Source organism: Okeania sp. SIO2C9 (genome assembly GCF_010672455.1).
Taxonomy (GTDB): Bacteria; Cyanobacteriota; Cyanobacteriia; order Cyanobacteriales; family Microcoleaceae; genus Okeania.
The window spans coordinates 40,081-52,985 of the sequence record NZ_JAAHGO010000024.1 but is presented as its reverse complement, the minus strand read 5'-3'; the positions used below and the strand labels follow the sequence as shown (position 1 = coordinate 52,985).

Below are 12,905 nucleotides of genomic sequence, written 5' to 3'. Positions count from 1 at the left end.
TGCTTGCTTAAGTATAAGTTGGGTTAAAGGTGGCTGTCAGACAACATAACATCTATATGATGTTGGGTTTCCGTAAACGTCAACCCAACCTACCTTACTACTGATGCTGTCGATGGTTATTTCTTTCATGGAATAATTTTTTTCTCGATCTCTGCAAATAGTCTCGCTCCTGTAAATGTCAAATAATTGTCTGAAACTATTGTCTTATCAAAGTTTTTAGCCGTCCGAGTCTAACTTTTGACTTTTGACTTCTTAACTATGATAATTAACAATAGGAGGTGCAGCAGGTATAACTGAAGGCCAACCTGGTTTGACTGGAGCTTCTAATTTTTGAACATATTCAGTCTGTGCCTGATTTTTGGCTGGAGATAATTTAGTATTTGCTGCTTTTGCCAACCAATTTTTATAGTCATCGGGAGATTCAACAACTACATCTGCTATCATTGTGGCAAAATAAGTACCGCTATATTGTGAATCAGTTAGACTATATTTGCCAACACGAATGGGAGTAAATTCAAAATTTATTGAATGGTTGGGAATAATGTCTTGCTTCAGTCGGAATGCTGGAATATAAAATCCATGCAGCACATCCTCTGAATTTAATGCTACCCGTACTCGCTTATTTGCTGGTAAGTGTAGTTCGGTGCTAGTAACCCCATTTTCTGGATAGCTAAATACCCAAGACCATTGTTTGGCAAAGACTTCGATTTCCTCTACAGGTTCAGTTACAGGTTTTAGTGTGTCTGCAATTGCTGATTCCATTTCTAATGGTGTATGCAGATGTACTAATTCCATCGGTCCCTGAATTCCCATTTGTTGGTAAATATTGTAGCTATAAGCAGCAATCCAAAATACGAGAAAAATAGGAATTGCTGTCCAAACAACTTCTAGGGTGATGTTGCCTTCAATATGAGGGCCGTCGCTGTAGTCATATTTGGCAGCACGTTGGAATAGAACTGAATACATTAGGGTTCCAGTTACCCCCAGAAAGATAAATGTACCGAGGGTGACGAGAAAGCTAAATAAGTCATCTATCAATATAGATTCTGCTGCTGCTTGAGGTGGGAGCCATGAATAGGATAGTCGTCCAACCCAAATACTCACAGCAGTTAAAACGAGAGCGATCGCTCCCAATGTCAAAATAGTCCGGATTTTCATCTAAAATAGTTGCTGGAGACCTACACTATAATCTATGATTTAGTGCTAGGGGGAAAGCAACCAGCAAATAAATTACTTTCCTCCAATAAATTAGAACAATTAAATTTGTTCTCTATCAGTACCATTAAACTTTTTCTTTTTCCTTTTGACTTTTGCTTGTACTTTCCTTTGCAACGCTAACGCCAACAGTAGTTAACTCAGAAGTATCAAACAAATTAAGTTGAATTGGAGTATTTAAAACTTTAACTACCTTCTTGACAAAGTTAGTACTTTCCTGTTTAACTAATTCACCAAAACTATAAATGTATCCATCTGATTTATGGATTATTTTACAATACTTATAACTAATTCCTTGCACGGTTTCAGTTTGAGTTTTGATATTAAAATTGCCAGTCTTTCTAACAGCAACTCGACCAACATAAGTGCCAATCTTTTTACCTTTAGTAACAACAGCTTTGACAATATCTCCAGTTTGAAAACCATAGAATAATTTCTGTCTTAGTTTAGGCTTTGTTTTAGGAAAACCATATTTATCTGGCTTAACCATTTGTCTATTACCTCTACCCATAGCTTTGATTATTAATGGCTGATAGTTACTAATATTTAAACTATCTGGAGTAGAAGTACCAACACAAGCAGCATCAGTCCAATGAGATTTACTAATACCATTACGTTTCCTGTTGTATTTAGTTAAACCACCAGAGCCAGTCTCTATTTCTAATCCAGTAGATTCTAAGACTAATTTCAGTTTCCACCTAGTAGCATTAACAGCAGCAGCATCAGCTAAAGGTAACTTTCTTTGCTTATTTATTAATGCTAGTAATTTAGGTCTGTCTGACAGGAATTCAGTCGGTAATCTAGCTCTTTTATTTTGATTGCATTGAACACAACTAAGAACTAAATTAGATACTTTGTCACTACCTCCACGAGACTTAGGGTGGAAATGGTCTAAATTAAATACAGCTTCTTTAGTCCCACAATAAACACAAGTGCGATTAAACTTTTCAAGTAGATATTCTCTAACCTCATAACTAAATAACTCACCTTTTTGATATTCAGTTCCTTGTATTTCTGGATTAACTATCTTCTGGGTATTAAACTTAACTAATTCCATTGATATTGCTGAAACTGGAACAAGTTTGATTAACTTATCAACCCAAGATTTAATGTTTTGAACTCTACTAATTAAGCTAGGTGGCAACCAACCATTCGGTCTAGTTCTATTGAGAAACCGAGGTTGACGATATCTGGTTTTACGGTTTCTACGAAAACGTCTAACTTGTCTACGTTTAATTAATGATTCAGATATTTGAAAGCCTCTATGTTCAAGTTCAGCACACCAAATTATATTAGAATTTGATAGCAAAGCTAAACCAGTAAATTTTGCACCGGGGTCAACCTTAATTCTGTAATTTTTTGTGGGTTTTGATTCCGACTTCAAAATAATAGTAAATGGATAGTTTCTAAATACTGCTGCTTTACCTTCCGATAATAATTTTCTGGCCTTAGCAGGATGAATTGGGTCACAAGGTACTTTGTTATTATTTAGAACAAAAACTGAATTTTTGTTTAACATAAGAATCTCCTATTGCTAGGGTAATGTCCAACTTGTCAATGTTATTTAAGCTTTTTCAGGTGGCCACACTTCCAATGCCCAAATAAGATGTTTAATGACTACCGATAGAGCAACAAACTGTTGGAGCATTTGCAGGTATCGTGACTTAAATAACGTAGTGAATGAACACTTAGACGGGTCAACTAAGACTTAATTAGAGACTAGCTTTATCAAGCCTACACTATATTCTAGGAATTAGTTTTGGGTCGTTGACATCAAAATACCATACTAAATTACTTAAGCACTTGGTTGGGGTCTTCGCCTAGTTTTAGCAATGCATCAGCAGTATTATGTACTCCAAACTCAGCAGCTAACTGTGCTCCCAGAGTCCCGTGAACATACATCAGAAACATGATGAATAAACCCACTGCTAAATAGCTCCACTGCACTTGTTGGAGTTTGTCTTTAGACCATATATAGCGTTGAAATCCTCTCCAGATTGTCATGCCCACAATGAAGGCTAAAAGGAACACACCACCAACACCGTGCCAAATCATAGTATCCATAGCTCCGAATCCCCAGGCACTTTTTAGCTCTGCGGATGGTCTCGCTAGCATGATTTCATAAAACCCTGCTGCTACCGTGAAAAATGTAATTATTGATGAGGCGAGCATATTGTACCAACCTACATCAAAAAAATTAGAACGAGTAGTGGATATTGCTAAAAGTTTAAAGACTGGTTTTTGTAGAGGAAAGAGTATTCCCACGATATCAAAGGCGATCCCCATAATAAACAAACCTAAAGTCAGGTGAACTAAATTAGGATGAATTGGGATGCTGTATGGGAGACCATTTGCTCCCAACTGAGAACTCAAACTATCTATTAATTCTGGGTTCATTGTAAAATTCCCTCCTCGATCGCTTCCACTACTGGCACTGTATGTAACCCATATACCCACACCAGTTTATCTCCAAGATATACCTGGAAGAAAACTATACCTACTAGCACCAACCCCAATCCTAGATATGGCATCGGCAGTTTTTCTGTATTATTTGAACGAATCACATACCGCCAACCAGTAAGTGCAGCGATTATTCCTGACAGAGACCAACCAATCAAGGTATGTAAATTTAGGACTGGTTGGACTGCTTCGTAGGGTTGTGCCAGACCTGCTTCAAACTGACCAAATATTATGGCGATAAAAATAGAAATTGTGGCGAAAAACATATTCCACCAGCTTACTTCATATAAACGGTAATTATGAGTAAAATAACCAATAAGATCGCATACAAAAGCAAATAATACCATCGCTATTACGAAGTGGACAACAATGGGATGTATTGTATCTGGGTAAGGCAAGTAATGATCGTTTAATTGTGGTAGATACTCCCACATAGTCTTCTCCTTCAGTAAATCAGTAGATATGCGTGAAAAAAATGTAAATTTTACGAGTTACTACAGGCAAATATTTGCATCAACTTTTTCTCACAACATTCTAATTGAATTTATAAAATCTGTTTGTTTTTTACCGTATCAATTCTCACAGTTTTTCTTGAGAGATAGCCATTTTTTTTCTTTAATCAAAGTGAAAAAGTAATGTAGTCAAGACAACATTATTTTTTTTTCAGATTTTATGCTTTGTCATAATTAACTAAACTATTTTTATTCTGAAAAGGTAAAAAAAATCATAATCCGTAGGTCTGACAATCCTTAGAATTAAATATCTTTTCTGTAATGCCTATATAGCTTAATTTCAAGAGATTATAGGTATTTAATTAGAGGGGATATTAAGCCGGATTTTGTATTAGCAATAATCGACCTCAACTCTACAAAAGCTAGATATTTAATTAAAATTTAATATTATGATATTTTCAATCTGACTCAAATCCTGTAACTAAATTTACAGAAAAAATTAATGTTTTTCAAGCTAAATCAGTCTTGCTTTCCAGATTTTTTTATGCTATAATTATAATTTACTGAAAAAGTCTTTTAGTAGGGGTAGAAGACAGGAGACAGGAGACAGGAGACAGGAGAAACGGGGAATTTATAGGAGGTAGGAGTAAGAATTGTCACTTGATTTTTCTGCCCAACTCTTGCCTAAAATACTAACTTTTTGAGCGTTTTAGACTGAAACAGGCGCACTGCAATTCGACCCCAAAAAGGCTAAAATCTTTATCTGTCAATGCTTTTAGATGTATTTAGCAAACCCTAATTATAAGTTAATATTAATCTTTATCTCTTATAAGTTTAATACCCCACAGTGTATATGATGCAAATGCGGTTGGTGGGGTGAGAATCTCCATCGACCCGATTCTCCTGACTCCTTCTTCAAATTAATAATTTCCTTAAGAATTTCTCTCTAATCAAGTTGGGAAGTGAGCGAAATTTGAGAATATATGTAACGAAGACAAACTTTCTCCACAATCGGAATGCTATAATTTATCTAAAATTAAGAATCTAAAATTGAGTTACTTTGCCCAGTAAATAGCTACATTTTTGGGAGGATTAGTAATGATTTTTACGAGAGTTGACGATACAAACTCCACAACAACAGTTAGGGAAATAACTGCACCAAAAAAAACAAAACAGACGTTAGTAATTATTGACCCCCGTGTGGATAATTATCAGCAGTTGGTTTCGGGGACTTATCCTGACACAAAAGTGGTGGTGTTGGATTTGAGAAAAGACGGTATTGAGCAAATAACAGCAGCGTTATCAGATGAGCTAGCTACCAGTATTCATATAGTTGCTCACGGTGCTGATGGTGTTTTGTACTTGGGTAAAACTCCTGTGAGTCGGGAGAATATTTATCAATATAGAGGGTTACTGCAAGAATGGGCAGTTGAGGAGATTTTGCTTTATGGTTGTAATGTCGGTGGCGATCGCCAATTTCTCAATTTTCTCCACCAGTTAACAGGAGCAAATATTGCAGCATCTGCGCACCGGGTGGGAAATATTGCTAAAGGTGGCAGTTGGCAGTTAGAAGTTCGGATAGGACTGGTGAATTCTCGGTTGGCGTTTTTGCCGGAAGTTATTCAGGAGTATTCAGGGGTGTTTGCGGTTTCCTTTAGTGAACCTACTAATTTTGCAGTGGGAAATTCCCCAGAATCAATAGTAGTAGGAGAATTCAATGGAGATGGCAATCTCGATTTAGCCACGGCTAATTTGAATTCCAATGATGTCTCAGTATTATTAGGAAATGGTGATGGTTCTTTTTCTCAACCTACTAATTTTGCGGTGAATAACCCAGACTTAATAGCAGTAGGGGAATTTAATGGAGATAGCAATCTTGATTTAGCTACTGCTAACACTTCCTCCGAGGATGTGTCAGTGTTATTAGGAAATGGTGATGGTTCTTTTTCTCAACCTACTAATTTTGCTGTGGGAGATTTCCCAAGATCAATAGCAGTAGGGGGATTCAATGGAGATGACAATCTTGACTTAGCTGTGCTTAACATTTCCGATGAGATTTCAGTATTATTAGGAAATGGAGATGGTTCTTTTTCTCAACCTACTAATTTTGCTGTGGGAGATTTTCCAATATCAATAGCAGTAGGGGAATTCAATGGAGATGGCAATCTTGACTTAGCTTTGCCTAACATTTCCTCCGATGAGATTTCAGTATTATTAGGAAATGGAGATGGTTCTTTTTCTCAACCTACTAATTTTGCTGTGGGAATTTTCCAATATCAATAGCAGTAGGGGAATTCAATGGAGATGGCAATCTCGACTTAGCTGTGGCTAATAATATATCCAATGATGTGTCAGTATTATTAGGAAATGGAGATGGCTCTTTTGCTGATGCTACTAATTTTGCTGTGGGAGACAGCCCAATATCAATAGCAGTAGGGGAATTCAATGGAGATGGCAATTTTGACTTAGCTACTGCTAACATTTTCTCCGATGATGTGTCAGTATTATTAGGAAATGGAGATGGGTCTTTTTCTGAACCTACTAACTTTGCAGCGGGAGAATTCCCAGAGTCGATAGCAGTAGGGGAATTCAATGGAGATGGCAATCTCGATTTAGCCATAGCTGGTTTTTCCCCTAGTACTGTCTCAATACTACTCAATACTACCGGACCTCCTGGCACTCCAGAAAACGATAATCTCTCTGGCACCTCCGCAAACGAATTGATTGATGGATTAGCAGGCAACGATACTATTGACGGTGCAGGGGGAAATGATACTCTTCTGGGCAATACTGACAACGACTCCCTCATAGGTAATGCTGGCGACGATCAACTTGATGGCGGCTCAGGAATAGACATAATGATTGGTGGGCCTGGCAATGATTCTTATGTGGTAGATAACTCAGAAGATACCGTCATAGAACTAGCTGATGCAGGTAATGATACTGTCAATTCCTCCATCACTTACACTCTAGGAGATAACTTAGAAAATCTCAATCTCACAGGCAACGACGCCATTAACGGTCAAGGCAATAACCTAGACAATACCATCACAGGCAATGTAGCAAATAATCGTGTTAATGGTAACGACGGCAATGACATTCTCAAAGCTGGTGGTGGTAACGATACTGTTAATGGTGGTAGTGGTGCAGACCAAATCATCGGTGGTAGAGGCAAAGACTTGCTCCGTGGTAACGATGGCAATGACATAATCGAAGGCCGCCCTGGGTCTGATATCTTACTCGGTGGCAATGGCGACGATATTTTAAACGGTGGTATTGGTCGCGATCGCCTCAACGGAGGTGCAGGCAACGATACTCTCACAGGTGGAGCTAGCATTGACAGCTTTATCTTCAACACTAACCAAGAGTTTGAAACCGCCGCAATAGGTATAGATATAATTACAGATTTTGATGTACAACGAGACTTGATTTTGTTAGACAAAAAAACATTCACTGCTTTAGAGAGTGATGCAGGTGAAGGTTTTAGTGTGGAAACAGATTTTGCCATAGTTGAAAGTGATGATGCTGTTGCCACTAATGGTGCTTTTATTGTTTATAATTCTGCCAGTGGCGCATTATTTTATAATCCTAATGGTAGTGAATTTGGTTTAGGAGATGGCGCTCAATTTGCAGTTTTGAATAATGATATTTCTCTGGAGGCGAATAATTTTCAAATTAGGTAGTGCCGCTACGCGGAAGTCATGCATCGAGTGTGTAATTCTGAGGTCCCCTACGGGGCGTATAAAGTGCGGAAGTAATTCCGCACACAGCCCCTCCAGAATGTAAGACACACATCTGACAGTCAAAAGTTAAAAGTATTGATTGGTAAGGCTTTTAGGATTTTTTAACTGGTTATATCATGTCCGGATAATTAGTGATAAAAAAACTTTCTCCTTCTTCTTCTTTCTACCCTCCTGTCTCCTGTCTCCTGTCTCCTGACTCCTTCGTCGTTTATTTATAACTGTTCAACCGGACATGATATTAGTTATTTCTGCCATCCTGCAGTAGTAAAATTAATTGGCTAAATATTTGCTACAAAATGAGCAACTAATAAATATCAGGAATTAGGATTATAACCCAATTCCAAATCATTAATTTTAATAAGTAACTGAAGTACTTAATTTTGACATTTCATTTTGTTTAATCCATTCAAAAACTCGATTCAATGCCCACCAAATATCAGGATCTTGAGCATTAGCTTGACAAGATTTACTGCTAACATGAGCTACATGGCCACCGTAACGAGTTAACATTAAATCAATGGCAGAATTACTGTCACAAGCAGCTTTTAAATCTGCTGCAATTGTTGGGTCAAACATAGGGTCATCTTCAGCATAAATAATCAATGTTCGTTTTTTTATATGAGGTAAAAAATATAGAGGACTTGTTGCTTGATAGTAATCTTCTACTGATGAAAATCCTAACTTTTCAATAACAAATTCTTCATCAAATTTCCAGATAGAATCAGCACGCTCTATTGCTTCTGGATCGATAAAATCTGGATGATGTTCGTGAATTAACCAAACTAATTTTTTGAGGTTTTTAGTAATTCCTTTATCCAAGTATCTTCCTAAAGGAGAGCTATCTAAGTAAGATAGAGAACGTTGAGCTTCCAGACTGGGGCAAATAACTGCACAACCACCAATATCTGTTTCTGCTAACCCTAATTCTGGAGCCAAACTTTCTGCTACTTTTGCACCCCAAAGTGCTAGTTGTCCTCCCAAAGAATATGCAGTAAACCAAAAATTAGGCGGACAACCCATTGCTTTTGCTTGAGCAGCAATATGAACAAAATCTTGCCCTTCATAAATACCATCTGAAGTTAGAGTTTCTGATAGTAATGCTGTCTTGCCATGGGCACGCCAATCAAATAAAATAACAGCATAACCTTGAGCATAAGCTTTGCGTCCTAATAGTTGTAAGAACCATTGATTATCTAACTCTCCTGTAATTCCATAAGTCCCAATAATTGTACCTTTTGGGTTTTCTGGAATAGCCATCCAGCCAAAAATTGGCACATCATTTGCTCCAATAAAAATTTTATCTTGGTAAGAAGGCTTAGGAAATGTAGTAGTTTCTTCCCAAAAACGGGGTATCCAAAAGGCTGCATAAAGAGTCATTGCTAAACCATTTTTCAGGAACCACGGAGGAGTATAAGAAGGATAACCCATAGATAAATTTTAATCTGATAAAACTTAAATTTGTTGATCAGATAGTATATCAGTTGGTGATGAAATTTTATAATCCAGAATTTTTCGGTCAATAACTGGTCTTTATCAGTAATTCAACCACCACTTGCTTCGATGCTTTTTCTTATACTTGGCGAACCAGTCATTTCAGTTATCAGTTATCAGTACCTTCTAATTCAGTAGAAGGCTAGGAAAACCCTATTTTTATAGGTAATTCAACCACCACTTGCTTCGATGCTTTTTCTTATACTTAGCAAACCAGTCACAGATAATGTATAAAAGGAAGGTTATTAACAACCAAATTAGATAAACAATTGGTAAATCATACCCAAATTCTTTTGGTTTCCAACTGATGCCTACTTGGGAGAAAGTAAAAGGTTCTATCCCATATCTAGAAAGGGCAAATAAAATAGCAGTTAGATGAATTAAGTAGATGTGTATAACATAGAAAAATAATGGTTGCTGACCTAATATAATTAATGGTTTAAAATAACGTATTTTTGTTTTTTCCAAACAATAAAGTAATAATATTGCTAGACCGAGTGTTATTAGTAAATATAGTAGAGAAGGCGGATATTTATGACAATCGATAAAGGATAGTAAGGTATTAGGAAAGTTAGACTGGATTGACCAAGGATTGGGGTCGCCATAAATATTAGTTGCTCGGATAATGATAAAAGCAGCAATCGTACTTAAACCGATGTTTCTTAATAGCTGAAGTCGCCGTTCTTTTTCCATTTCAAATAGTGTTCCGAAAGCATAACCTAATGCCATTACTCCGATCCAAGGAATAAGAGGATAAAGGATAAACAAACGAAACCCAGAAATTGGTTCAATCATTTTTTGCTCGTGAAGTATTGTCCAAATCCAACCAATATTTCCTAATTGTTCTGCTTGTACGTTATCAAAAAGATTATGTCCGACTATCAGGAAAATTGCGATCGCCAAAATTGTCCGAGTAGGAAGATAAATTATTGCTGCTAAGAAAATCATCGACCATCCGATCGCCCACAATACTCCGGCAGCAGAAAAAGTGAAATTCAAGTCAAACCTCCAGCTCAAACGTACTACTGTTAAATCTAGAAATACTAACCACAGTCCTCGGAGCAACAAAAAACGAGAAAGTTGTTGTTTAGTTTTGCCACGTTTGAGAGAGAGATAAGCGCTAATTCCTGCTAAAAAAATGAATGTGGGAGCGCAAAGATGAGTTATCCACCGTGTTAGAAATAGAGGAATGTTTGACTGAGTCAGGTCTAAGGGGTTAAAGTCGGCATTGGAAAAAAATCCTCGTACATGGTCTAATGTCATTAGCACCATTACGAGTCCACGCAAAAGGTCTATTGATATTATTCGTGGAATGCGGTCTGGAGTTTGATTATTTGCGATTAAGACTAGCTGGTTTATATTAGATTTTTCCATCGGTGAGCGTGATAAATTAGTTGCTATTCAAACAACCAACATTTTTACAATATTTTCCTTTCCACAAGATAACACCATTGGCAACAATTTCAATATTTGAAGTGTATTTTACATCTGAAGAGCGATCGCGAATTATATCATGTCTGGTTGCATCGTTAGTGTATAATCAAGTTGAAGAAAAAAAGAGCGATACGGCGCTCCACCACGCTCCACGAACGCCACTATGCCAAAACGCTTTATAGAACCCATTGGATATGTCAGCATCTAGCACATATTTAGATTTTTTGTTGATGCTGGCATAGATGGCTGCTATGGCATCATGCGTTGGCCACCGGAAAAGACCATAGCTATTAGGTTCAAAACGTCCCTGCCATTCTGCTTCCATACCTAATTTCACCAGGACTTGTAATGCATGATCGTATATTGTTGGAATTCCCAGCGGTCGTTTTTCATCCTTTCCTGGTTTTGGTATCCAGACTCTAAAGATAGACTTTTAGGCAAAAAAGGTATAAATCCAGTATTGATAAGGGTTTTAGCCAATTTTAGGGCTTTAACGTCTTTCCCCTGCCTAGACATTTTTTTGGCTAGTTTATAGCCGAAAAAATGTCTACAGCAGTTTTCATTTGAATCGACCACAGTAGGGACGTTCCATGGAACGTCCCTACAAGTATTATTATTTTGAATGTGTGGTTCACCAATCTGAAAAGTGCTTTCATTAATGGATAATTGATAATTGATAATTGATAATTACCTCGGGTTTTAACCGCTACGGAATTGAATATCAGGAGATATTATTTCTTTTCTTGGTCGATTGGATATGGCGCAGGAAACCTGCGCCATCCCACCCTATGGGAAGCTCCGAAGAGAGAACTCCGTTCCGCTGTCGCGTTTCGCGTCAGCGTTGCGTTACGCCAGTTTTGCGAAGCAAAAGCAAACGACCGCTGTCTTGGTCGATTGGATATGGCGAGGGGACCTGGCCATCCCTCGACCGCTTTTTTCCCCTATCCAAGGGGAGGCTTCAAGGCGCGAATTATTTAATTATTAATTATTAATTATTCGGTAAGTACCATTATCTAGGAATAACTGAAGTTATTAGCCAATATAGCTTATGCCTGAAAAAATTTTTTTCTACATTTTTCTCTACAATTGTAGGTTTTGTAGGTTGTTTCATTACCTGTAATAATGAATTTAAAGCATAATCTTCAGATGAGTTGACTTGCCGATCAAAAAGAGCAATATTCATCGCTAAAGGAAGAGCGATCGCTGCTACATCTGGCTCTAATTCTTCAACTAATAAATCAATAGACTGAGGTACTCTAATCGCAGAGCGAATTCCGTCTAACATATTTTCATCTAATCCCAATTGTTGTAAATTAGGACATATTTCTTCCCATTTAATTTTCTGATTTGGTTCCCCTGCTTGAATAAGATAAGCTATCAACCTTTGCAGTTTTCCTTGTTGCTTGGCTGTCATTATTTGGATCGGTTCGGTCGCAGTTATTTCTTGGGAACTATTTTGAGGTTTTTCTATATTAATACCATCGACAATTTTTTGCCAATCTTGGTTATCGCAAGATTCTGGTTTTTCTACAGTTAAGGAAATAGTTATTTTTTTGTCTAGATTAGCATTAAGTTCGATTACTTCTGCTTTTACTCCCAAAAAACCTAGCCATTTAGCAATTGTATGAATTAACGTTAGACGGGTTGAGTGACAGTTTGCTAATAACCGAACCTGGGTCCGAACCATGGGACGAACTATTTGTGTCAGCATTATGATTAACGTACTGTCTTGGTTATAAGTTTACTTTTCTATAAGATAACTAATTTTTCTAGTATGAATAGCAATTTTAGCTACAGATTTTTTTTACGCTTATAGTAATCTGATTCAATATCAAAAATTGAAGATTTAGCAGGTTGGGTTGATAAATTTTACCACAGCTTATCCATTATCTTTGAATAATCACAATAAAAAATTAGTTGTCCTGCTCCCTAAGGTGTGAAGATATATATTTTTTAATTTTTTCCCACACTTCCCACACTCTCTCTACCATTACTATGCACCACCACCAAAAAATTTAAGGAGTAAGGAGCAGGGATAAATTTATCTCAACGTTGGTTGAAGACCCGCGCTCTCCCGTAGGGGAGCTAGGGCATGTTTGCGCAGCATTCC

General features: G+C 37.2%; 10 protein-coding genes. 2 read left to right on the top strand and 8 right to left on the bottom strand.

What is annotated here, in order from left to right:
* Window positions 1-252 precede the first annotated feature (252 nt).
* From F6K23_RS19590 to F6K23_RS19575, 4 genes are all read right to left on the bottom strand, one after another.
* Window positions 253-1,158: a cytochrome c oxidase subunit II gene (locus F6K23_RS19590; RefSeq protein WP_293158904.1), complete on the bottom strand. Its 906-nt coding sequence runs from the start codon at window positions 1,156-1,158 to the stop codon at window positions 253-255.
* A gap of 124 nt (window positions 1,159-1,282) precedes the next feature.
* Window positions 1,283-2,734: an RNA-guided endonuclease IscB gene (gene iscB, locus F6K23_RS19585; protein WP_293158902.1), complete on the bottom strand. Its 1,452-nt coding sequence runs from the start codon at window positions 2,732-2,734 to the stop codon at window positions 1,283-1,285.
* Between the two features lie 272 nt (window positions 2,735-3,006).
* Complete coding sequence (locus tag F6K23_RS19580; RefSeq protein WP_293158900.1) at window positions 3,007-3,672, bottom strand: DUF2231 domain-containing protein; 666 nt, start codon at window positions 3,670-3,672, stop codon at window positions 3,007-3,009.
* Window positions 3,609-4,109 carry a DUF2231 domain-containing protein gene (locus tag F6K23_RS19575; protein ID WP_287518265.1) on the bottom strand — a complete coding sequence of 167 codons (501 nt, stop codon included), beginning with the start codon at window positions 4,107-4,109 and terminating at the stop codon, window positions 3,609-3,611. Before F6K23_RS19575 ends, F6K23_RS19580 begins: the two co-directional genes overlap by 64 nt.
* 1,116 nt (window positions 4,110-5,225) lie before the next feature.
* On the opposite strand from F6K23_RS19575, the gene F6K23_RS19570 reads away from it, so the two are divergent.
* Window positions 5,226-6,410 carry a DUF4347 domain-containing protein gene (locus F6K23_RS19570; protein WP_293158896.1) on the top strand — a complete coding sequence of 395 codons (1,185 nt, stop codon included), beginning with the start codon at window positions 5,226-5,228 and terminating at the stop codon, window positions 6,408-6,410.
* Window positions 6,411-6,451: 41 nt separating this feature from the next.
* Window positions 6,452-7,810, top strand: coding sequence for an FG-GAP-like repeat-containing protein (locus F6K23_RS19565; protein ID WP_375340771.1), 1,359 nt, complete (start codon window positions 6,452-6,454; stop codon window positions 7,808-7,810).
* A 414-nt stretch (window positions 7,811-8,224) separates the two neighbouring features.
* Here F6K23_RS19565 and F6K23_RS19560 read toward each other — a convergent pair whose 3' ends face one another.
* The 4 genes from F6K23_RS19560 to F6K23_RS19545 form a co-directional block, all read right to left on the bottom strand.
* On the bottom strand, window positions 8,225-9,298 hold the full coding sequence (locus F6K23_RS19560; protein ID WP_293158895.1) for a YheT family hydrolase: 1,074 nt from the start codon (window positions 9,296-9,298) through the stop codon (window positions 8,225-8,227).
* A 222-nt stretch (window positions 9,299-9,520) separates the two neighbouring features.
* Window positions 9,521-10,735, bottom strand: a complete 1,215-nt coding sequence (locus F6K23_RS19555) for a DUF1624 domain-containing protein (RefSeq protein ID WP_293158894.1) — start codon at window positions 10,733-10,735, stop codon at window positions 9,521-9,523.
* A 166-nt stretch (window positions 10,736-10,901) separates the two neighbouring features.
* Window positions 10,902-11,222 carry a reverse transcriptase domain-containing protein gene (locus F6K23_RS19550; RefSeq protein ID WP_367267759.1) on the bottom strand — a complete coding sequence of 107 codons (321 nt, stop codon included), beginning with the start codon at window positions 11,220-11,222 and terminating at the stop codon, window positions 10,902-10,904.
* Between the two features lie 582 nt (window positions 11,223-11,804).
* Entirely contained in the window at window positions 11,805-12,506 is a 702-nt protein-coding gene (locus F6K23_RS19545; RefSeq protein ID WP_124143022.1) for a hypothetical protein, read from the bottom strand.
* Window positions 12,507-12,905 lie beyond the last annotated feature (399 nt).